This window comes from Ensifer sp. GW823-FHT05D09 (assembly GCF_058795755.1).
In genome coordinates, this window is sequence record NZ_JBXAIA010000002.1 from 295,152 (window position 1) to 317,783 (window position 22,632).

The window sequence follows — 22,632 nt, forward strand, 5'->3', positions numbered from 1 at the left end:
TCTTCGATGGCACAGGCAATTGTCGTACGCGAACTCGGCGGACCCGAGGTCCTGAAGCTGGAGGGTGTTACGCTCTCGCCGCCGGGGCCGGGCGAAGTGCAGATCCGCCAGGTTGCTGTCGGCTTGAATTTCATCGACGTCTATTTCCGAACGGGTCTCTACAAATCCGCCTCGGGCCTGCCTTTCGTTCCGGGCAAGGAAGGGGCCGGGATCGTGACAGCCGTCGGCGATGGCGTCAGCCTCTTTGGCATTGGCGACCGGGTGGCCTATGCTTCGTCGGACGGTGCCTATGCCAGCGAACGCAACGTCGAAGCCTCGCAACTGGTCAAGGTTCCCGACGACATATCGCTCGAGACGGCAGCGGCGATGATGCTGAAGGGCATGACCGCGCAGTACCTGCTCAACCAGACATTCAAGGTCGGCCCGGAAACGACGCTGCTTTTCCATGCGGCCGCCGGCGGCGTCGGCTTGATTGCCGGCCAGTGGGCAAAAGCCCTCGGCGCAACCGTCATTGGTACTGCAGGATCGCAGGACAAGATCGATCTGGCGCTTGCCCATGGCTACGACCACGTCATCAATTACCGCACGGACGATTTCGTTGCCCGGGTGAAGGAATTGACCGACGGCAGGGGTGTCGATGTCGTCTATGATTCGGTCGGCAAGGATACCTATCCTGCCTCGCTCGATTGCCTGAAATCGCGCGGCCTCTGGGTGAGCTTCGGCAACTCGTCCGGTCCGGTCGATGCCTTCAGCATCGGCATCTTGGCGCAGAAGGGGTCGCTGTTTGCGACGCGTCCGACACTCTTCGGTTATGTGTCGACGCGGCCTGCGCTTGAAGCGTGTGCAAATTCCCTCTTTGATATTGTGCAAAGCAACAAAGTGCGTATCAATATAAATCAGACTTATCCGCTTGCCGACGCCGGTCGCGCGCATACGGATCTTGAGACAAGAAAAACGAGCGGAACAACACTGCTGATTCCTTGATCGAAGCCTTAAGGCGGACGGGAATCGACAGAGGGGAAAAGAGGGCAGCGTGCCTGTTGAGGGAGCAACTGCGAACAGTCCATTGTTGACTGTGAGCAACCTGACGAAATTGTTTGGCTCATTTGCGGCCTGCAATGACATCAACCTGCAGATAGACCAGGGCGAAATCCACGCCCTTCTCGGCGAAAACGGTGCCGGGAAATCGACGTTGGTGAAGATGCTGTTCGGCGTCCTCGCACCGACGGCGGGCGAGATCGTGTGGCAGGGGCGCAACGTGCGCATCGCCAGCCCGGCTGCGGCGCGCAAGCTCGGCATCGGCATGGTTTTCCAGCATTTTTCGCTGTTCGAGGCGCTGACCGTCGCCGAAAACATCGCGTTGTCGATGGACGGCAACGTTTCGCTTGCCAAGGTCGCCGAAGAAGCGTCGCGCCTGTCGCACGCCTATGGCCTGCCGCTTGATCCGAAGGCGCATGTGGCCGATCTCTCCGTCGGCGAGCGCCAGCGTATCGAGATCGTCCGTGCGCTCTTGCAGAACCCGCGCCTCATCATCCTCGACGAGCCCACATCGGTGCTGACGCCACAGGAAGCCGACCGGCTGTTCGAGACGTTGAATAAGCTCAAGGCGGAAGGACGTTCGGTTCTCTATATCAGCCATCGGCTCGAGGAAGTGCAGCGCATCTGCGATCGCGCCACGGTGCTTCGCCACGGCAAAGTCACAGGCGCCTGCGACCCCAGGGTCGAAACGCCGGCGTCGCTGGCACGCATGATGGTGGGAAGCGACGTCGCGGCGGTGACTGCCGAGGGCACCAGCACCAAGGGCGACGTGCAGCTGGAGGCGCGGCATCTGTCCGTTTCCGCACGCACTCCGTTCGCCGTCTCCCTAAAGAACATCTGTCTCAAGGTGCGCGCCGGCGAAGTGCTGGCGATTGCCGGGGTGGCAGGCAACGGCCAGGGCGAGCTTTTCGATGCGCTTTCCGGTGAATATCCGGTTGCCGATGACGCGGCCGTGCAGATCAGGCAAAAGCCGGTCGGCACCAGAAACATCAACGCGCGACGACTGATGGGCGCCGGCTTTGTTCCCGAAGAACGCCACGGCCACGCTGCGGTATCGGCCATGCCGCTTTCGGACAATCTCGTGCTGGCCAGAAGCCGCTCAGATGCCAAGGCATTTCTCGGCGGCGGATTCCTCAACGTCATCCGCCGAGACGCGGTCGCCACGGCGACCAGACGCATCTCTGAGGCGATGGACGTGCGCAAGAGCGGGGAAGACCCGCCGGCGGGATCGCTTTCGGGCGGCAACCTGCAGAAATTCATCGTCGGTCGAGAACTAGACCGTCAGCCGGCCGTCCTGGTCGTCAATCAGCCGACCTGGGGCGTCGACGCGGGTGCTGCAAGCCGTATCCGGCAAGCGCTTGTCGATCTCGCCAAGGCCGGGTCCGCGGTGCTGGTGATCAGCCAGGACCTCGACGAGATCTTCGAAGTGGCGACCGAAATCGCGGTGATCAGCGAGGGGCGGCTGTCCGATCCCTATCCGGCGCGCGAGCTTTCTCGCGAAAAGATCGGCCTGCTGATGGGCGGCATGTACGGCAAGACCGAAGGTACGGGGGCAGTGCATGCGCATTGAACTGGAAAAGCGCGCCAAGATATCGACGCTGTTCTCGATTCTCTCTCCCTTCATCGCCTTCCTGCTGATGATCGTCTTCGGCGGCATCATGTTTGCTCTGCTCGGCAAGAACCCGGTCACGGCGCTCTACAGCTTTTTCGTCGAGCCCCTGAGCGAGGTCTGGTCGCTGCATGAGCTGGCGATCAAGGCTGCACCGCTGATCCTGATCGCCGTCGGCCTTTCCGTCTGTTTCCGGTCGAACAACTGGAACATCGGCGCCGAAGGGCAGTTCATCATGGGGGCGATCGCCGGCTCGATCCTGCCAGTGGTATTTTATGATTGGCAGTCGCCGCTGGTGCTGCCTCTGATGATGCTGATGGGCATGCTCGGCGGTGCGTTGTTTGCTGCCATTCCCGCCTTCCTCAAGGCGCACATGAACACCAACGAGATCCTGACGAGCCTCATGCTGGTCTACGTCGCCCAGCTGTTTCTCGATTGGCTCGTGCGCGGCCCCTGGCGAAATCCGGGCGGGATGAATTTTCCGGAGACGCGCACCTTTGCCGCCGATGCAATCCTGCCGGAAATGATCGCATCGGGGCGCACGCACTGGGGCTTTGCCTTCGCCATCATTGCCGCGATCCTCGTCTGGTTCATGATGCGCTACACGCTGAAGGGCTTCGAGATCTCGGTTCTCGGCCAGTCCGAGCGGGCAGGGCGCTTTGCCGGCTTCTCGTCGCGGCGGATGATCTGGTTCTCGATGCTGCTGTCGGGCGCGCTTGCCGGTCTTGCCGGTATTTCGGAGGTCAGTGGCGCGATCCAGCAGCTGCGGCCGGTGATTTCGCCCGGCTATGGCTTCACGGCGATCATCGTGGCGTTTCTCGGCCGGCTCAATCCGCTCGGCATCATCGCTGCCGGTCTGGTGCTGGCGCTGACCTATCTCGGCGGCGAGGCGGCACAGCTGTCGCTCGGCGTGTCCGACAAGGTGACCCGCGTCTTCCAGGGCCTGCTCCTGTTCTTCGTGCTCTCCTGCGACACGCTCATTCATTATCGCATCCGGCTGGTCTGGTACCGGTTCACTGCGTCAGATCTGGACGGGAGCCGCTGATGGGGATCGTCGAAGCCATATTGCTGAGCGTCATCACTGCCGCGACACCGCTTGTCCTTGCCGCTTTGGGTGAGCTGGTGACGGAACGTTCCGGCGTGCTCAATCTCGGTGTCGAGGGTATGATGGTCATGGGCGCCGTCTGCGCCTTTGCTGCCACCCAGATCACCGGGTCGCCTTACCTGGGCATTCTGGCGGGCATCGTCTGCGGCGCCGTGTTCTCGCAGCTCTTTGCATTCCTGACCCTGACGTTGGTTGCCAACCAGGTGGCAACCGGCCTGGCGCTGACGCTGCTTGGTCTTGGCGTCTCCGGCATGCTCGGCGAGGGCTTTCTCGGCATGCAGGGGATCAAATTGCAGCCGATCGCCATTCCGCTGCTGTCGGATATCCCCGTTATCGGGCCGTTGCTGTTCCGGCAGGATATCATTTTCTATCTGTCCATCGCTTTGGTGGCGGGCGTTCACTGGTTCCTGTTCAAAAGCCGCGCGGGCCTGAAGCTGCGCGCCGTCGGCGACAGCCACGCGTCGGCGCATGCCCTTGGCGTCAACGTCATCAGGACGCGCTATCTCGCGGTGATGTTCGGCGGCGCCTGTGCAGGCTTGGCCGGTGCTCAGCTGTCATTGGTCTACACCCCGCAATGGGTGGAGAACATGTCGGCAGGGCGCGGCTGGATCGCGCTTGCGCTGGTGGTGTTTTCGTCCTGGCGCCCGTGGCGCCTCGTCGCCGGTGGTTATCTGTTCGGCGCCGTATCCATCAGCCAGCTGCACGCGCAGGCCTTCGGCCTCGGCATACCCTCGCAGCTCCTGTCGTCGCTTCCCTACCTCGCGACGATCATCGTCCTCATTCTCATTTCACATAACCGGCGCACGACCTTGATCAATACGCCGGCATCGCTCGGTAAGCCGTTTGTGCCAGATCGGTGACATAACAATCCAGACGGACGTTTCTCAAACCGACAGAGGTCAAGAAAATGAAAAAACTACTGCTCGCTCTCGCAAGTACCGCTGCTGTCATCGGCTTTGCCAGTGCCGCTGCCGCCCAGGAAAAGGCCAAGGTCTGCTTCGTCTATGTTGGTTCCAAGACCGATGGCGGCTGGACGCAGGCCCACGATATCGGCCGTCTGGAGCTGGAAAAGGCGCTCGGTGACAAGATCGAGACGCAGTTCCTTGAAAGCGTTCCGGAAGGCCCGGATGCCGAGCGCGCCATTGAGCGCCTGGCTCGCTCCGGCTGCGGCCTGATCTTCACGACGTCCTTCGGTTTCATGGACGCGACGATCAAGATCGCCCAGAAGTTCCCGGACGTGAAGTTCGAACATGCCACTGGCTACAAGACTGCGCCGAACGTGGCGACCTACAACAGCCGCTTTTATGAAGGCCGCTACATCCAGGGCGTGATCGCCGCCAAGATGTCTGAAAAGGGCGTCGCCGGCTACATCGCCTCGTTCCCGATCCCGGAAGTGGTGATGGGCATCAATTCCTTCGTTATCGGCGCGCGTTCGATCAACCCGGACTTCAAGATCAAGGTTGTATGGGCCAACACCTGGTTCGACCCGGGCAAGGAAGCCGATGCCGCCAAGGCGCTGGTTGACCAAGGCGTCGATATCCTGACGCAGCACACCGACACGACCGCACCGATGCAGGTTGCCGCAGAGCGCGGCATCAAGGCATTCGGCCAGGCATCCGACATGATCGCTGCCGGCCCGAAGACCCAGTTGACCGCGATCGTCGACACCTGGGGTGCCTACTACATCAAGCGCACCCAGGCCTTCCTCGACGGCAAGTGGGAAACCACGTCGAGCTGGGATGGGTTGAAGGACGGCATCCTGACGATGGCGCCCTACACCAACATGCCTGACGACGTGAAGAAGCTGGCCGAGGATACGGAAGCCAAGATCAAGTCGGGCGAGCTGAAGCCGTTCACCGGCCCGCTGAAGAAGCAGGATGGCAGCGAGTGGCTGGCAGCAGGCGCGTCGTCGGATGACGGCACGCTGCTCGGCATGAACTTCTACGTCGAAGGCGTTGACGACCAGCTGCCGAAGTGAGCTTAGCTGAAGAGATTGGCTAATATGCAAACCCCGCCGCTACGGCGGGGTTTGTCGTTCTAGACGGGTGCTCGTGACGCCACGGCGGCTCGTTTGCAACTGTGAAATGGTGTTGTTCACCTCGTGGAAGTCGTTGCAATCAATGGTCGTGCGCGTCGGTTTCGACACTAGTGCAGCATGGCCGTATTTCGTGTAATGCTCTGAGGAATCGGTTGATCACTTCGACGTTCGCCTGTCCCGTTCGTGGGGAAAGGGGGCTCGGTGGCAAACCGCATGTTGAGGCGCCGCAATCGGCGCTGTCAGGCAAGGGAGTGCCTGGAGGAGGTGGGTTGAACAGGAGTTTGCTGGAGACAGTCCTTTCCGGGACGCGGAAGCGCACCAGTCATGCGCATGTGGTCGACCAGCTCGGCAAGGCGATCGTTTCAGGCGAGTTCCCGATCGGGTCGATCTTGCCTGGGGATCCGGAACTGGCGGCGCGTTTCAAGGTGTCGCGCACGGTTCTTCGCGAAGCGATGAAGACGCTTGCTGCCAAAGGCTTGGTGGTTCCGCGCGCCCGCATCGGCACGCGCGTCACGCCGAGAAACGACTGGAACCTGTTCGACAACGATATCCTGACTTGGCATTTCGAATGCGGCGTGGATGAGGCTTTCCTTCACCACCTGAGCGAAGTGCGCCTGGCCTTCGAGCCGCATGCGGCCGCGCTTGCGGCAAGGAACGCGTCGGATGCCGAGATCAGCCGGATGATGCGTCTCGCAGTCGCCATGGGCGAAGCCGGCCACACGGCCGAGAGTCTCGCCTATGCCGACCTGAAGTTCCATCTGTCGATTGCCGAGGCTTCGGGAAATCCGTTCATGCGCACGGTCGGCGGACTGATCGAGGCGGCGCTGGTCGGCATTTTTAAACTGAGTTCCCCGGTCGAGGAAAAGGGCGGCGTCGACGAAGTCGCCCGCAATCACATCCGGATCGTCGAGGAGATCGGCCGTCGCGACGAGGCAGGCGCGCGCGCCGCGATGGAAAATGTCATCAAGATCGGGCGCGAGCGGGTGCGCGGCGCCCTTCGCTCGGGCGAACGTTAAGCCAGCTTCTCCAAAGTTTCCCATTTTGGGCAGGTATTTCCTCGCGAAATACGGGTGAAGTGCATTTGGTGACACGGATTTCGAGACTTGCGCTTGCCCGGATCGCCCGCTGGCCTTATTTGGTGAACGGTCGCTCTCGATTGGGCGACTTTTCGTCAACGGTGACTTGGAGACCATGTCCGAATTTTTTGTCATTTTCGTCCTGCTTTTGATCAACGCATTTTTTGCTCTCTCGGAAATGGCAATCGTCTCGGCAAGCAAGCCATTGCTTCGCCAGATGGCAAAACAGGGAAATCTCCGCGCCGAAGCGGCATTGAAGCTGGCGGAAGACCCCGGCAAGTTTCTTTCCACCGTCCAGGTGGGCATCACATTGGTTGGCACGCTCGCCGGCGCCTACGGTGGCGCGACCATCGCAGCCAAGTTCGCGCCGTTCTTCGACAGCATCGCCTGGATCAACCCCTACGGCCATCCGGTGGCCGTCGCGATCGTGGTCACGCTCATCACGTTCCTCTCCGTCGTCATCGGTGAGTTGATCCCCAAGCAGCTGGCACTGAAGAATTCGGAGGGCTTCGCGATGTTCGTCGCCCGGCCGATGACGCTTCTGTCGCGCATCGTCGCACCGATCGTCTATCTCTTCGAAACCTCGGCAGCGCTGATGATGCGCCTGCTCGGTATCCGTCCGGATGATCCGGACCATGTGACCGAAGAGGAAGTGCACGCGATCATGGCGGAAGGCGTCGAGAGCGGCGCGATCGAAAAGTCGGAGCACGAGATGCTCCGCCGTATCATCCGTCTCGGCGACCGCAACGTGAAGTCGATCATGACGCATCGCACCGAGATGAGCTTCATCGACATCAACGACAGCCTGGAGACCATTGGCGAGAAGATCCGCCAGTATGGCCACTCCCGTTATCCCGTTGTTGAGGGACCAAGCGGCGACGTTATTGGTGCCGTTCTGGCGAAGGAAATCTTGAATGCGCCGACATCTGTTCCGCTCGATGTTCGCAAATATGTGCGCGAGATCCACACACTGCCGGAAACCGCATCCTGCCTGAAGGCGCTCGATGCCTTCAAGTCGTCAAGCATCAACATGGCTATGATCGTCGACGAATACGGCAGCACCGAAGGCATCATCACCATCGCCGATATTCTCGAGGCGATCGTCGGTGTGCTGCCGTCGAACTATGACGATCTCGAGCACGCCCTGATCCGCCAGCGCGAGGATGGGACCTACCTTGTCGATGGACGAACGCCGATCGATGAAATCCATCTGACCATCGGCATCGAAGGCATCGATGCCGACGGAAACTTCGAAACGATCGCGGGCTTTCTGGTTCAGCAGCTGCGCAAGACGCCCGAAGAGGGCGATATCGCGATTGCCCATGGATATCGTTTCGAAGTGATCGATATGGATTCCCGCCGTATCGATAAGATCCTCGTCAGCCGCTGCGAGAACACCGCTGCCTGATGTCCTGATGAGGACGCGGCGCCCCTCCTGGGCGTCGCGGACCGGCCGCTGGCCAAAGGTGCTTTGACAGACGCAGTCGTCGTTCGGGAAAAGCGGATAGCTTAGAAAAGCAAAAGGTCGGGCAATACCCGACCTTTCCCTCAAATCATCACGGCGCCTGCTAGTACATCCGTAGTCATTCGCCTTAAGCGATGATTGAATAATTGCGTTATTAAAGGGTTACTGTGTCGGGCATATGACAATGCCGCCGCAAATATCCTTTGTGTCCGATGCGCTGCAATGAATGCGATGTCCGGCGCCTCGAGTGCGCGCAACATGTCACGCGACCGCGCATACGGGGCTATCTGAGCTGGAGGACCTGGCAGCGCGAGCCCGCGGGCGCCTCTTCGGCGTTCGGCGCGCGAACGATCAGGCAATCGGACTGTGCGAACACCTTCATCATCGACGAATCCTGCCGCGGGAAGGGATGGGCCAAAAGGGAACCGTGCGCATCTTTCGAAAGCCGCGCACGCACATAGTCCTGGCGCTTGTCGTTGGCAGGCAAGGGCGAGGCGAGGCGCGCGGTGGTAAGACGGTCGCGCGCCGCCAGGCTCGCCAGCTTTCGGGTCAGGGGCTCGAGAAAGAGGAGCGCGCAAACGAGGCTGGAGACAGGATTGCCCGGCAGGCCGAGTACCGCCATGCCGCCGAGCTGGCCGACCATCAGGGGCTTTCCGGGCCTCATGGCAATGCGCCAGAAATCGAGCGTCATCCCGTTTGCAAGCAAGGTCGACTGCACGAGGTCATGATCGCCGACCGAGGCGCCGCCAAGGGTGACGAGTACGTCGGCTCCCGCGAGCCTTGCCTGCTCTACGGCCGCTGAAATCGCCCGGCTGTTGTCCGGGACGATACCCAGGTCGAGGACATCGGCCCCATTGTCGCGCGCAATGGCGGCAACACCAAAGGTATTGGAGGCTATGATCTGATCGGCGCCAGGTATGCTACCGGGTGTCAGCAACTCGTCACCGGTGGCAAGGATCGCGATCAAAGGCTTCTTGAAGACCGGCAAGGTCGCATGGTTCATGCCGGCGGCGACAGTCAGCCGGCCGGCATCCAGCACGTCGCCCGCATGCAACACCGTCTCGCCGGCTGTAAAATCCTGGCCGGATAGCCTGATATGCCGCCCCTTGTCGGGTGAAAACGAGGTACGAATTCTGCTATCCGTAAGCTGCTCGGTGTCTTCCTGGATAATGACGGTATCGGCGCCCGCAGGAAGCGGCGCTCCGGTAAAAATGCGAACGGCTTGCCCGGCGTTTACTTCGCCACCGAAGCCATGGCCTGCAGCGGATTGGCCGATGACGCCGAGTTCGGCGCCGACGGTGCTGACATCGTCGTGGCGCACGGCATAACCATCCATCGCGGAATTGTCGAAGGCGGGGTGGGTCACGCGCGCAACGACATCCTGCGCCAGGACACGACCGAGGCCGTCATGCAGGCCGATCTCTTCGATCGCCTGCCGCGGGCTGGCGCTGCCGAGGATCCTGTCAAGCGCATCTTCGACGGAAAGCAGCGACATCGTCCGTCAGTCTCCTCGACGCTGGTAATCGCCCGACCGCCCGCCCGATTTGCTCACAAGCTGGATGCCACCGATTTCCATCTCCCGGTCGGCAGCCTTCGCCATGTCGTAGATGGTCAGGCAGGCGATGCTGACGGCGGTCAGCGCCTCCATCTCGACGCCAGTCTTGCCGGTCAGCTTGGCAAGTGCCTCGACCCGCAAGCCCGGTAGGGCCGGGTCGGGCACAATGTCCACTGACACCTTGGTCAGCATCAGCGGGTGGCAGAGCGGAATGAGACTGGACGTCTGCTTGGCGGCCATGATGCCGGCCAGCCGCGCCGTGCCGATGACATCGCCCTTTTTGGCATCACCCTCCAGGATCAGCGCAAGCGTCTCGGGACGCATGCGCACGTGGCCCTCGGCAGTGGCGGTACGGACTGTCTCGGCCTTGTCGCCGACGTCGACCATGTTCGCTTCGCCGCTGCTGTCTAGGTGTGTGAGCGTGGTCTTGCTCATCATTCCGCCGCCAGGACGCTTTCGGAGCCGGTCAGGAGTGCGCGTGTTGCTGTCTCGACATCGCTCTTGCGCATCAGGCTTTCGCCAACCAGGAATGTGGTTATGCCACTCAATTCCAGTCGCTTGCAATCGTCATGGGTAAAGATGCCGCTTTCGCCGACGAGCAGCCGATCGGACGGAACCATGGATGCCAGTTTCTCTGACACTGCGAGGTCGACGTCGAATGTTCTCAGATTGCGATTGTTGATGCCGACCAGCGGCGAGGCAAGCTTGAGCGCCCGCTCCATCTCTTCGGCGTCGTGCACTTCGATGAGGACATCCATCCCGAGAGAAAAGGCAGAATCCTCCAGGCGTCGGGCGTCGTCGTCGCTCAGCGAAGCCATGATGAGCAAAATGCAATCCGCACCCCACGCGCGGGCTTCCAGGACCTGGTAGGTGTCGAACATGAAGTCCTTGCGCAACGCTGGAAGGGCGCAGGCTGAACGCGCAGCCTCCAGGAATGCCGGAGCCCCCTGGAAGCTCGGTCCGTCGGTCAGCACAGAAAGACAGGCTGCGCCACCAGCCTCATAGGCCTTCGCCAGGGCCGGCGGATCGAAATCAGGGCGGATCAGGCCTTTCGACGGGCTCGCCTTCTTGATTTCCGCGATCAGGCCGAATCGGCCCTCATTTTGGCGTGCGGACAATGCCGCATGGAACCCGCGCGGAGCGGACTGTTCGGCGATGCGGGCCTTCAGGTCCTCGATCGAGGTTTGCGATTTGGCCGCGGCGATCTCGTCGCGCTTATAGGCTTCGATCTTGCGCAGGATATCGGTCATGGCGCGGTTCCTTGTCTTACGCAGCGTTCGAGACGCTGACCAGGCGCTGCAGCGCCGCTTTGGCGCCACCGCTTGCAAGCGATTGGCGGGCGAGCGTCATGCCTTCACCAAGATTTGTAGCCTTGCCGGCAATCATCAGCGATGCGGCCGCATTGGCAAGCGAAATGTCCCTGTAGGCGTTTTCAGCACCATCGAGCACAGCCTGGAGCGCAACGGCGTTATGCGCGCCGTCGCCGCCCTTCAAGGCGTCGAGAGTGACCGTCTGCAGGCCGAAATCGTCCGGCGTGAGGTTGAAGGTGCTGATCTTGCCATTCTCGAGAGCCGCAACCTGCGTCGTGCCGGTGGTAGTGATCTCGTCGAGACCTTCGCCATGCACGACCCAGACATTTTCGGATCCGAGGTCGCGAAGCACCTCCGCCAGTGGCTGGACCCACTGCGGCGCGTAGACGCCGACGAGCTGCCGCTTGACGCCGGCGGGATTGGAGAGCGGTCCGAGCAGGTTGAAGATCGTGCGGGTTCCGAGCTCGACGCGCGTCGGGCCGACATGACGCATGGCGGAATGATGCTGTTGGGCAAACATGAAGCCGACGCCAGCTTCGCGGATGCAGCGTGAAATCGCTTCCGGGCCGATATCGAGCTTGACGCCGAGGCAGGACAGCGCGTCGGCCGTACCGGACTTGGAGCTCAGCGCGCGATTGCCATGCTTGGCGACCGGGACGCCTGCGCCAGCGACGATCAGCGAGGCCAAGGTCGAGATATTGTAGGTGCCGGCGCCGTCGCCGCCAGTGCCGACGATATCGACGGCATTGGCCGGAGCATCGACCGGCAACATGCGGGCGCGCATGGCGGCAACCGCGCCGACGATTTCATCCACGGTTTCACCACGGACGCGCAGAGCCATAAGGAAGCCGCCAATCTGCGATGGCGTCGCCGCACCCGACATGATGATCTCGAAAGCCGCTCGTGCGTCTTCGCGGTTGAGTGCCTCGCCGGCGGCGACTTTGGCGACAAACGGTTTCAGATCACTCATCGGTTGTTTTCCTTGCCGCTTATCTCTGTGCCAAAGCCGTTTCGGCAAGCGTCTGATTGATCGAAACACCGTAGGCCGACTGCAGCGTCGAGACCATCTGGTCGAGAATGTCGTCGCCGCTGGCGCGGGCCATGGCCTGGATCTGGCGGCTGTCGTCCTCGAGCGCGTCGGTCGGGCCGTTGTTCTCGATCGAGGTGACACGCAACAGGATCTGACCGTCGCCACCGATACCGGCGGCGTTGGCAACGTGACCATCCGGACCGCTGAAGGCGGCAGCAACGGCGGCCGGGCTCAGGGCCGCGTCCGACGTCGACCGGGTCAATCCGGCCTTCGTTTCGACGGCAAGACCCAGTTCCGTCGCGATATCGGCGAGCGTCGCGCCCTTTTCGATGCGCTGCCTCAGCTCCGTGGCCTTGGTTGCGAGAGCCGTGCGCTGCTGTTCTGCGGTCCAGTCCGCTGCCACTTCGTCACGTGCTTCGTCGAGCGTGCGATCCCGTGCCGGAACCACTTCGTCGAGGTCGAACCAGACGTAGCCGTCACGGCCGATGTTCACCGGCAGCGTCTCGTCGCCCATCTGGGCCTTGAAGACTTCCTGCAGCAGAGCGTTCGGCTCGGGCAGACCAGCGACATCATCGCCGTTCATGTCCTTGCCGGTTGCGTCGATGCCATCAATGGTCGCAACCTTCAACTTTAGGGTCTCAGCCAGATCCTTGAGCGAGGCGCCGGAAGCACGCTCGTCCTCGATCTTGTCGTGAAGGCCGACAATTTCGCCCTGCGCGTTTGCCAGCGCAATTTCCTTGCGCAGTTCTTCCTTCACTTCATCGAAGCTGCGCACCGTTTCCGGACGGATGTTCGTCACGCGCAGGATCACGGGGCCGAAGGCGCCATCGACGACCGGCGAGGTGCCACCATTGGCGGCGATCGCAAAGGCGGCTTCGCCGATCTTGGCGTCCGGAACATTTGCAGGGGTGAACTCGCCGAGCAGAACGTCGGCCGGCGTCTTGCCTTCGGCCTTCACAAGGTCGTCGAAGGATGTGCCAGCCGTGAGTTTGGCTGCTGCAGCGTCCGCTGCCTCACGCGAGGGGAAGGCGAGCTGTTCGATCGTACGCAACGCTTCGGTGCGGAAGTTGTCCTTGCGCTTGTCGTAGTCGGCGCGGACGTCCGCATCGACGACGGTCGTCACATCGGCAAGATCTTCGGGCGCCAGCTTCAGGTAGGTGACCTTGCGGTATTCCGGCGCACGGTAGTTCGCCTTGCGGCTGTCATACCAGGGGGCAAGAATGTCATCGCCCGGCGCCTTTACCGGGTCGATGTTGGCGTTCGACAGCAGGACGTAGTCGATCGTGCGCTTTTCGTGACGGTAGGACGCGATCGCGTCGCTCAGCACCTTTGGTGCGATATAGCCGTCGGACAGGGCATCGACGATCTGCGAGCGCACGGCAACCTGGCTGCGGTTGTTGATGTAGTCCTGCTCGCGAAGGCCGGCGTTGCGCAGAACGCTGGAGAACGTCATGCGATCGAACTGGCCGTTGACGCTGTGGAAGGCCGGATCTTCGGCGATGAGCTTGGCCAGCCGGTCTTCCGAAAGTCCGAGGTTCATGTCGCCGGCGAGCTGGTCGAGGGCTGCACCCGCGACGAGCTGGGAATAGACCTGCTGCTCGATGCCGAACGCCTTTGCCTGCTGCGGCGTCAGGCGGGTGCCGAGCTGCCGGGAAACGAGTGCGAGCTGCCGCTCGTAAGCAAGCCGGAAGTCCGGCGCCTTGACCTTGACGTCACCGACGACGACCACGGCATCCGACTGGTTCGCGATCATCGATGTCGATGCGCCCCACACCATGAATGACAGCACGAGAATGACGAGCAGGCCTTTGACGACCCAGGTCTGGGCGGCTTTTCTCAGGAATTCGAGCATGGGGGCAGAAACCTCGTTGCAGTGCGGTGGCTGTTGGCCAAACGAGTTCGTTCCTTAAAACAAACGAAACAGGAAATGAAGGGCGCAATGGCGCAAATTGCGCGCCACCCGCAGATCACGGCAATTCAAGTGATTCGTCCGGACTTCGGGCCATCGGCAGCCGGGAGGCCCGGGCGAACTCTTTGCGATGCCGATCGCTATCGATGCGACGGCGCTAATGACAAAATTGGCGTCGGATTTATTAGCCGGCAACAGAAATTTGGCCGTCATACTGAGGAATTCGCCGTCGCTGGATTGAGATCGAAAACACTTCGGAACTATGGTTGTGTGTATCAGGCGGGGCGATTCATGCGGCCTCCGTGGAAAGACATGCCATGCAATCGACAATCGTTATGGTCAATCTGTTTGGGGCGGTGGCGCTGCTGCTGTTCGGCCTTTCCCTGGTCAAGGAAGGGGTCACGCGCGCCTTCGGGGCGAAGCTGCGGGCCGGCCTTGCTCGGGGCACGAGCGGGCCGACGCGGTCGTTCCTGACGGGGCTGTTCGCCACCCTTGCCCTGCAGAGTTCGACTGCGACGGCCTTGATGACCGCGTCCTTTGTGGAAAAGGGGCTGATCCGCTCACGCATGGCACAGATCGTCCTGCTCGGCGCCAATGTCGGCACGGCCGTTACAGCATGGATCGTGGCGACGGGTATCGAATGGCTGTCGCCGATGATCATTCTGGTCGGTGTGGTGCTGCATCGCGTCAGCCGGTCAAACGCACGACAGGGCCTCGGTGCGGCTTTCGTCGGCATTGGCCTGATGTTGCTGTCGCTGCATCTGCTTGGCCTTGCGACCGAGCCGATGCGCGAATCGGCGGCGCTGGCCGCATTCCTCGGCATGCTCGACAGTGCCTGGCCGGTGGCCTTGATCATATCGGCGGGCCTTGCCTTTGCGTCTTCATCCAGCCTCGCGGTGGTGATGCTGGTGCTCTCGCTTTCCACAGCAGGCGTTCTCTCCGTCGGGCTGACGGTGGCGCTGGTGCTCGGTGCCAATCTCGGCGGCGCGATCCCGCCTGTTATGGCGACACTGTCTTCGGCGCCGCCGGCCCGACGCGTGACGCTCGGCAACCTGGTGGTTCGCGGCATCGGCTGCCTGATCGCGCTGCCTCTGACCGGCGTCAGCGTCGAGTTTCTCCAAAGCTTGCCTTTGCCGAAGCAGAACCTGCCAGTGGACATCCATCTGGCGTTCAATCTTGCCGTCGCCGTCCTTGCCTGGCCGTTTGCCGGCCTCCTGTCGCGGCTGATGGCCCGCTTCATTCCCGACAGCGAGACCGACGAAACCGGTCCGCGCTATCTCGACGAGAACGTTCTGCACACACCGGTCATGGCCCTTTCGGGCGCCACGCGCGAAGTGCTGCGTGTCGGCGACCTGATCGAGATGATGCTGATCCGCGCCCAGACGGCCTTCAACAACAACGAACTCTCCGAGATCCGCGATGTCGGCAAGTTCGAGAAGCAGGTCGATCTGCTGCAGCAGGAAGTGAAGATCTTCCTGTCACGCCTAGGTCGTGATGGCCTGAGCCCGGAAGATGGGCGCCGCTCGATCGTGATCATCGACTATGCGATCAACCTCGAGCACATGGGCGACATCATCGAGAAGGGGTTGTGCGAACAGATCGGCAAAAAGGTCAACAACGGCCTGAAATTCTCCGAGGACGGCTATCAGGAGCTCAAAAGTCTCTTCAACCTGACGATCGACAATCTGCGCGTCGCCCAGACAATTTTCGTCACCCGCAACGCCGATCTCGCCCGGCAATTGATCGAGGTGAAAGTCAATGTTCGGCATATGGAAAAGCGATCAGCCGAACGTCATATCGAGCGGTTGCGCGACGGACGGCTCGAAAGCCTGCAGACCAGTTCGCTGCATCTCGACATGCTGCGCGACTTGAAGCGCATCAACGCCCACATCGCCTCCGTCGCCTATCCGATCCTTGAGGAGAATGGGCTCCTGACAGAGAGCAGATTGCGACCGCCGGCGTGATCGTCAAGAACCGGTGGCCGCTGCGCCGGAGCTGCCGGCGTTAAGGCCGTTCCGCACGAACGCGTCGTAACATGGCGTGAGCTTGATGCGTGTGCGGCCGGCCTCGAGGCTTGGCAGGTAAAGCGCCAGGAGCGTCCTGTTGACATTCGTCGTCGGGCAGGTCGGCACGAGGGCGATGTCGACGGCGGCGACCGCGGTGCGGACGTCTTGATCCGGCTCCGGGATCGCGCGGAATGGATCTGCGCCGATGGCGACATGCTTCGGCGCGTGGCGATCCATCAGCCAGGGAAACGGATTGGCGAAGTCGATGTTGAAGATCGTGTCGAAGCGAACGCCATTGGCATCCTCATAGGCGCGCAATGCATCGATCGCATTGTCGACATTCGTCAGCCAGCCCGCTTGAAAGTCGAAGTCGCTATAGAACAGGAATGACGGCAACTCGCCTTGATCTGCCAGGGCTTCGAAGGCGCCCGGTTCGGCGATGTAGGTGTTGCGCATCCGCTCGGCTCGCGCGGCGACGATCGGGCGGACGTTGACGGCCCCCATGGTTTTCAGGTTGCGGCTTTCGATCCTGATATTGTTGGCGGCGCCGACCCAGGCGCGTGCACTCTTCTGGACGACGACAGTCATCGGTGGCAGTGCCGCAGCGATGGCGAGCAGCCAAACCGCGATTGTCTGCCGTTTGGCCTTGCCCTTCGTGGCGTAGTCGAGAGCGATCCGGAGAAGCAGCGGGTAGAGGAAGATGAAGGCCTGGCTGCCAGTGTTCTGGCTTTCGAACAGGATGCCTGCCACGACAAAGGTGCCAAGCCAGAAGAAATCCTGATCGAAAAACCTGCCGAGGGCGGCGATCGAAGGCCGTCGGTACGCATCCTCCAACAACGAGACGAAAGTAGGCCGGTCGGCAAAGAACAGGGTCAGGCAGAGAACGCCTGCCGGCACCAACAGACCGGCATTCAGCGATACGGCCTGTAGCAGGCGCGTCAGCAGGATCCCGTCATTAACGTCGAGCAACGCCAGAATGTCGCCGACATAGGCCGATACTGCGCCGATGGACAGTTCGATAACGGCAAGGATGCCAAAGAAGATCAGAGCTGCCACGACCGCTGAGCGCAGGCTGAGCCGTCCGGCGGCAAACGCCGTCAGGCATAGAATGACGCCGGCGACGGCTCCGGTGACCTTTACAAAGAAAAGCGCGATCATCGCGCCGGCTGCAACTGCGATGAGGATGCGTGGGTTGCGGACGTAGATGAGCGCTGCGGCCAACACATAGAGCAATTGGCAGACCTGGCGGTTGTAGATGCCAAACCCATCCGAACCCGGATAGGGGTAGAAGTCGCCGGTGTTGAACGGGAGTACGGAAAAGAGAAGGAACGGCAACAGTATGGCGTAGGCCAGCGTTCGTGAACGCTTCTGGAGGTCGAACGTGACAAGGCCGATCAACGGCCCGGTGACGACGAGAAGGCACCAGCTGGCCAGCAACAGGGGGTGGCCGCTCGGGAAGGCAGACTGCAAGGCGGCAAAGAGATAGTAACCCAGTGCACCAACCGGCGCGAAGAAGTCGACCGATGGGATCTGGCCGTCGCCAAGCCGGTTGGCGGCGTCGAGATAGAGATAGTGATCCCAGAACATTGGCCCTATCGGCTGCGGGATCGTGACGGTCAGAAGCAACGAGAGCAGGACGAGCGCCAGAGCGAGTGCCGCGAGTGGCGAGCAAACGGCGGCTAGAATGGTATTGGCCGGCTTTGCCGCTGCGTCGAGATCGGTGCTGGCATGCATTGCGGCTTCTCTCCCCGGGGGAGCGATGCACGCGCATGGGTTGTCGAGGCAGGCTCCGCTTCTTCTTATGCCATCATCGGGTTTTAAGCGGGTTAACGTGACGTGATTGTGCGAGTTATGCTTCCCGCAATATGTTGCTGATAAACGAGGGTCGAATCGGGCGACCCGTTTGGCCCTTCAAGAAAAAGACCAAGGAGATCATTGGATGGAACGGAGTTGCCTGGCGATTGTACTGGCTGCGGGTGAAAGCACGCGGATGAAGTCGTCGATGTCGAAGGTGCTGCATCCGGTGGCCGGTCGGCCGATGATCGCCCATGTGGTTGCGGCGCTTTCGAGTGCCGCGATCTCCGACGTGGCTCTCGTAGTCGGTCGTGACGCCGATGCCGTTTCGAGCGCCGCCGCGATCGGTGGCGTATCGATCGCCTCGTTCCTCCAGAAGGAGCGCCTCGGCACGGGACACGCGGTTCTGGCGGCGCGCGAAGCGATCGCCAAAGGTTTTGATGACATCCTGGTTATCTTTGGTGACACGCCGTTGATCACGCCCGGGCCGCTCAAGGCAGCGCGCGATGGCCTGGCCGCCGGCAACGATGTGGTCGTTATCGGTTTTGAGGCTGCCGACCCTTCCGGTTATGGCCGGCTGATCGTGGAAGATGGCGCGCTGATCGCGATCCGCGAGCACAAGGATGCAACCGAGGAAGAGCGCCGCATCACCTATTGCAACGGCGGGCTTATGGCGATCGATGGTCGCAAGGCGATCGATCTGCTCGACCGCATCGGCAATGACAACGTCAAGGGTGAATACTACCTGACAGACCTGGTCGAGATTGTGCGGGCGATCGGCGGTCGCGCCATTGCGGTCGAGGCGCCGGAAGAAGAGCTGACCGGCTGCAACACTCGCGCCGAACTCGCCTTTATCGAGCGGCTCTGGCAGGAGCGCCGCCGTCACGAGCTGATGCTATCAGGCGTGTCGATGATTGCGCCGGAGACTGTTTTCCTTGCCTGGGACACAGAGCTGCAACAGGACGTGCTGATCGAGCCGAACGTCGTCTTCGGCCCGGGCGTTCGGGTCGAGAGTGGCGCCATCATCCATGCGTTCTCGCATCTGGAGGGAGCGACGGTGCGCTCTGGCGCGACGGTCGGTCCTTATGCGCGGCTGCGGCCCGGCGCCGATCTTGGCGAGAAGTCGAAGGTCGGCAATTTCTGCGAGGTCAAGAAGGCGGAAATCGGGGCCGGTGCCAAGGTCAATCACCTGACCTATATCGGCGATGCCTTCGTCGGCGCCGGATCCAACATCGGAGCCGGCACGATCACCTGCAACTATGATGGCGTGAACAAGCACGAGACCCGCATCGGCGAAAATGCCTTCGTCGGCTCGAATTCCTCGCTGGTGGCGCCGGTGACGATTGGCGATGGCGCATTGGTCGCCTCCGGCAGCGTCATCACCGAGGATGTGCCGGCCGATGCCGTTGCCTTCGGCCGTGCGCGCCAGGAGATCAAGCCGGGCAGGGCGCGTGTCTTGCGCGAGCGCTACGAAGCAGTCAAGGCCGCCAAAAAGGCGGCCAAGGCTGCTGGATAGAGGCCGCGTTAAATACTGAAACCGAAAGTGAAATCGGGGCGGATTGCCTCGTCCGGCAAATGCGTTACCAAGGCAGCGCGCCGGGCGGGACTTCCGCCCTGTCGATTGGGGCGTCGAAACGGCGCGGGACGAATTCGGAGACGACTATGTGCGGAATTGTTGGCATCGTTGGGAACCAGCCGGTCTCGGAGCGGTTGGTCGATGCGTTGAAGCGCCTGGAATACCGCGGCTACGATTCGGCCGGTGTTGCGACCATCCACGCCGGTGCGCTTGAGCGGCGCCGGGCGGAGGGCAAGCTGGTCAATCTGGAGAGCCGCCTGCGCGAAGAGCCGCTGGCCGGCACAATCGGCATTGCCCACACACGCTGGGCGACGCATGGTGCACCGACCGAGCGCAACGCCCATCCGCATTTTACCGACGGCGTTGCCGTGGTCCACAACGGCATCATCGAGAATTTTTCCGAGCTGAAGGACGAACTGATCGCCTGTGGGGCTAAGTTCGAGACGCAGACCGACACCGAAGTCGTGGCGCATCTCCTGGCGAAGTTTCGTCGCGACGGCCTTGGCCGGCGCGAGGCCATGCATGCGATGCTGAAGCGTGTCACCGGCGCCTACGCGCTGGCCGTCCTCTTCCAGGACGATCCCTCGACCATCATGGCTGCCCGCAACGGCCCGCCGCTGGCGATCGGCCATGGCAAGGGCGAGATGTTCTTAGGCTCAGACGCAATCGCTCTGTCGCCCTTTACCAACGAGATCACCTATCTGGTCGATGGCGACTGGGCGGTGATCGGTGCCAATGGCGCCCATATCTTCGATCTCGCCGGCAATGCCGTCGATCGCCCGCGACAGATCTCGATGGCGGCTGCCTACATGATCGACAAAGGCAACCACCGGCACTTCATGGAAAAGGAAATCTACGAGCAGCCGGAGGTGATCTCGCATGCGCTCGGCCACTACATCGACTTTGCCGAAAACCGGGTGAAGGCGCCCACGGATGCGATCGATTTTGCCGGCGTGCCGAGCCTCGCAATCTCCGCCTGCGGCACCGCCTACCTCGCCGGTCTTGTCGGCAAGTACTGGTTCGAGCGTTACGCCCGCCTGCCGGTCGAGATCGACGTCGCCTCCGAGTTTCGCTACCGCGAAATCCCGCTGTCGCCGCAGTCGGCAGCCTTGTTCATCTCGCAGTCGGGCGAAACCGCTGACACGCTGGCGTCGCTTCGCTACTGCAAGGATCACGGACTGAAGATCGGTGCCGTCGTCAACACCCGCGAATCGACCATCGCGCGCGAATCCGACGCCGTGTTTCCGATTCTTGCCGGGCCTGAGATCGGGGTCGCCTCGACCAAGGCGTTCACCTGCCAGCTGGCGGTACTGGCGGCCTTGTCGATCGGCGCCGGCCGCGCCCGCGGCACGGTGTCTGCCGACGAGGAACAGGCACTCGTTCGCCATCTGACGGAAATGCCGCGCATCATGGGCCAGGTTCTGAACGCCATCCAGCCGAAGATCGAGATGCTGTCGCGCGAGCTGTCGAAGTGCCGGGACGTGCTTTACCTCGGTCGTGGCACCAGCTTCCCGCTGGCGATGGAAGGCGCGCTGAAGCTCAAGGAAATCTCCTACATCCACGCCGAAGGTTATGCCGCTGGCGAACTGAAGCACGGGCCGATCGCGTTGATCGACGAAAACATGCCGGTCATCGTCATCGCCCCGCACGACCGCTTCTACGAGAAGACCGTGTCGAACATGCAGGAAGTGGCAGCTCGCGGCGGACGGATCATCCTGATCACGGACGAGAAGGGCGCAGCCGCTTCGAAGCTCGAGACGATGGCGACGATCGTGCTGCCGAACGTCGACGAGATCATCGCGCCGATGATCTTCTCGCTGCCGATCCAGCTGCTCGCCTACCATACCGCCGTGTTCATGGGCACCGATGTCGACCAGCCCCGTAACCTCGCAAAGTCGGTCACGGTCGAATGATCACCATCCGGTCGGAAAGTGCGGGCGACGAGCAGGCGATCCACGACGTGACGGCCGCCGCCTTCAAGGATCACCCGCACAGCGACCAGAGCGAGCCTTTCATCATCGAGCGCCTTCGAGAGCAGGGCGCTCTGACGCTCTCGCTCGTGGCCGAAGACGAAGGCCACATCGTCGGCCATGTCGCCTTCTCGCCAGTGACGCTCACCCCGCCGGTCGCAGGCTGGTTCGGGCTCGGTCCTGTCGCCGTTTTGCCGGACCATCAGACGAAGGGCGTTGGCAGCCGGCTGATCCGCGAGGGGCTCGCAATGCTTGCCGGCGACGGTGCGGCTGGCTGCGTGGTCATGGGCGACCCCGACTATTACCAAAAGTTCAGATTCGGACACGAATCTTCGCTTGTATTCCCGGGTTGTGCGCCGCAATATTTCATGGCGCTGGCCTTCTCCGGCGCGGTGCCTGAAGGCACGGTTGCCTATCATCCGGCGTTCGGCGCCGAGTGAGGTTTAAACGGACGAGGCATGAGCGAAAATTCGAAGAGCGGCTATATTGCGACCCGGTTGCGGAACTATTTCCTGACAGGGCTGATCATCTGCGCGCCGCTGGCAATCACTGTCTGGCTGGTCCGCACCTTCATCGAATGGGCCGATGGATGGGTGAAGCCCTATCTGCCGAATTTCTATAACCCGGACACCTATTCGCCGGTGGCCATTCCCGGTTTCGGCCTGCTGGTCGCGCTCATCGTCATCACCCTGGTCGGCTTCCTCACCGCCAATCTGGTCGGGCGCTCGATCGTTGCCTTCGGCGAATCCCTCGTCAGCCGGACGCCGCTGGTTCGCACCATCTACAAATCGCTGAAGCAGATCTTCCAGACGGTGCTGCAGGAGCAATCGTCCTCGTTCAAGAAGGCGGGGCTGATTGAATATCCGAGCCCCGGCCTCTGGTCGCTCGTCTTCATCGCCACGGATGTCAAAGGCGAGGTCGCCGCCAAATTCTCCGAACGCGGCATGGACATGGTGACCGTGTTCCTGCCGCCGACGCCTATCCCGACCGCCGGCTTCCTGCTGTTCGTTCCGCGCGACAAGATCATCCCGCTTGAAATGAGCGCCGAGGATGCGGCCAAGCTATTGATTTCCGGCGGCCTCGTTGCTCCGGATTACAAGCCGCTGGCCAACGCGCCGCCGCGCAAGATCGCCCAGCAGAAAACCGCCTGA

18 protein-coding genes are annotated in these 22,632 nt (G+C 61.8%); 12 read left to right on the forward strand and 6 right to left on the reverse strand.

Annotation, left to right across the window (positions count from 1 at the left end; genetic code table 11):
- The first annotated feature begins 6 nt into the window (after positions 1-6).
- The 7 genes from AC1Q80_RS07175 to AC1Q80_RS07205 all read left to right on the forward strand — a co-directional run bounded on the left by AC1Q80_RS07175 (position 7) and on the right by AC1Q80_RS07205 (position 8,274).
- Positions 7-984: a quinone oxidoreductase family protein gene (locus AC1Q80_RS07175; RefSeq protein ID WP_173419918.1), complete on the forward strand. Its 978-nt coding sequence runs from the start codon at positions 7-9 to the stop codon at positions 982-984.
- A gap of 49 nt (positions 985-1,033) precedes the next feature.
- Positions 1,034-2,608 carry an ABC transporter ATP-binding protein gene (locus AC1Q80_RS07180; RefSeq protein WP_492360010.1) on the forward strand — a complete coding sequence of 525 codons (1,575 nt, stop codon included), beginning with the start codon at positions 1,034-1,036 and terminating at the stop codon, positions 2,606-2,608.
- Positions 2,598-3,692, forward strand: a complete 1,095-nt coding sequence (locus AC1Q80_RS07185; RefSeq protein ID WP_209792359.1) for an ABC transporter permease — start codon at positions 2,598-2,600, stop codon at positions 3,690-3,692. Before AC1Q80_RS07180 ends, AC1Q80_RS07185 begins: the two co-directional genes overlap by 11 nt.
- On the forward strand, positions 3,692-4,612 hold the full coding sequence (locus AC1Q80_RS07190) for an ABC transporter permease (protein ID WP_173419921.1): 921 nt from the start codon (positions 3,692-3,694) through the stop codon (positions 4,610-4,612). Before AC1Q80_RS07185 ends, AC1Q80_RS07190 begins: the two co-directional genes overlap by 1 nt.
- A gap of 47 nt (positions 4,613-4,659) precedes the next feature.
- A complete protein-coding gene (locus AC1Q80_RS07195; protein WP_173419922.1) occupies positions 4,660-5,730 on the forward strand; it encodes a BMP family ABC transporter substrate-binding protein in 1,071 nt (356 codons plus the stop codon).
- A 329-nt stretch (positions 5,731-6,059) separates the two neighbouring features.
- Positions 6,060-6,806: a FadR/GntR family transcriptional regulator gene (locus AC1Q80_RS07200; protein WP_173419923.1), complete on the forward strand. Its 747-nt coding sequence runs from the start codon at positions 6,060-6,062 to the stop codon at positions 6,804-6,806.
- 175 nt (positions 6,807-6,981) lie between these two features.
- Positions 6,982-8,274 carry a hemolysin family protein gene (locus AC1Q80_RS07205; RefSeq protein WP_492360011.1) on the forward strand — a complete coding sequence of 431 codons (1,293 nt, stop codon included), beginning with the start codon at positions 6,982-6,984 and terminating at the stop codon, positions 8,272-8,274.
- A gap of 340 nt (positions 8,275-8,614) precedes the next feature.
- Here AC1Q80_RS07205 and AC1Q80_RS07210 read toward each other — a convergent pair whose 3' ends face one another.
- Genes AC1Q80_RS07210 through AC1Q80_RS07230 form a run of 5 tightly spaced genes read right to left on the reverse strand, consistent with a single transcriptional unit; the run spans position 8,615 to position 14,078 of the window.
- The gene (locus AC1Q80_RS07210; protein WP_492360012.1) at positions 8,615-9,826 is read right to left on the reverse strand and encodes a molybdopterin molybdotransferase MoeA; all 1,212 of its coding nucleotides are present in this window, start codon (positions 9,824-9,826) and stop codon (positions 8,615-8,617) included.
- A 6-nt stretch (positions 9,827-9,832) separates the two neighbouring features.
- Positions 9,833-10,321: a cyclic pyranopterin monophosphate synthase MoaC gene (gene moaC, locus AC1Q80_RS07215; RefSeq protein WP_209792361.1), complete on the reverse strand. Its 489-nt coding sequence runs from the start codon at positions 10,319-10,321 to the stop codon at positions 9,833-9,835.
- Complete coding sequence (gene trpC / locus AC1Q80_RS07220; protein ID WP_492360013.1) at positions 10,321-11,136, reverse strand: indole-3-glycerol phosphate synthase TrpC; 816 nt, start codon at positions 11,134-11,136, stop codon at positions 10,321-10,323. The genes moaC and trpC overlap by 1 nt, the downstream gene beginning before the upstream one ends.
- A 16-nt stretch (positions 11,137-11,152) precedes the next feature.
- Entirely contained in the window at positions 11,153-12,166 is a 1,014-nt protein-coding gene (gene trpD, locus AC1Q80_RS07225; protein WP_173419928.1) for an anthranilate phosphoribosyltransferase, read from the reverse strand.
- Between the two features lie 19 nt (positions 12,167-12,185).
- Positions 12,186-14,078 (reverse strand): peptidylprolyl isomerase, encoded by a 1,893-nt coding sequence (locus AC1Q80_RS07230; protein ID WP_492360014.1) that lies wholly within the window; start codon positions 14,076-14,078, stop codon positions 12,186-12,188.
- Positions 14,079-14,452: 374 nt separating this feature from the next.
- Here AC1Q80_RS07230 and AC1Q80_RS07235 point away from each other — a divergent pair, with 374 nt between their 5' ends.
- Positions 14,453-16,099: a Na/Pi cotransporter family protein gene (locus AC1Q80_RS07235; RefSeq protein ID WP_492360015.1), complete on the forward strand. Its 1,647-nt coding sequence runs from the start codon at positions 14,453-14,455 to the stop codon at positions 16,097-16,099.
- Positions 16,100-16,102: 3 nt separating this feature from the next.
- Here AC1Q80_RS07235 and AC1Q80_RS07240 read toward each other — a convergent pair whose 3' ends face one another.
- Positions 16,103-17,875, reverse strand: a complete 1,773-nt coding sequence (locus tag AC1Q80_RS07240) for a hypothetical protein (protein WP_492360016.1) — start codon at positions 17,873-17,875, stop codon at positions 16,103-16,105.
- A 205-nt stretch (positions 17,876-18,080) separates the two neighbouring features.
- On the opposite strand from AC1Q80_RS07240, the gene glmU reads away from it, so the two are divergent.
- The 4 genes from glmU to AC1Q80_RS07260 all read left to right on the forward strand — a co-directional run bounded on the left by glmU (position 18,081) and on the right by AC1Q80_RS07260 (position 22,632).
- Positions 18,081-19,451, forward strand: a complete 1,371-nt coding sequence (gene glmU, locus AC1Q80_RS07245; RefSeq protein ID WP_492360017.1) for a bifunctional UDP-N-acetylglucosamine diphosphorylase/glucosamine-1-phosphate N-acetyltransferase GlmU — start codon at positions 18,081-18,083, stop codon at positions 19,449-19,451.
- 146 nt (positions 19,452-19,597) lie between these two features.
- Positions 19,598-21,424, forward strand: coding sequence for a glutamine--fructose-6-phosphate transaminase (isomerizing) (gene glmS, locus AC1Q80_RS07250; protein ID WP_492360018.1), 1,827 nt, complete (start codon positions 19,598-19,600; stop codon positions 21,422-21,424).
- Entirely contained in the window at positions 21,424-21,921 is a 498-nt protein-coding gene (locus AC1Q80_RS07255; protein ID WP_173421012.1) for a GNAT family N-acetyltransferase, read from the forward strand. Before glmS ends, AC1Q80_RS07255 begins: the two co-directional genes overlap by 1 nt.
- A gap of 18 nt (positions 21,922-21,939) precedes the next feature.
- On the forward strand, positions 21,940-22,632 hold the full coding sequence (locus AC1Q80_RS07260) for a DUF502 domain-containing protein (protein ID WP_077503497.1): 693 nt from the start codon (positions 21,940-21,942) through the stop codon (positions 22,630-22,632).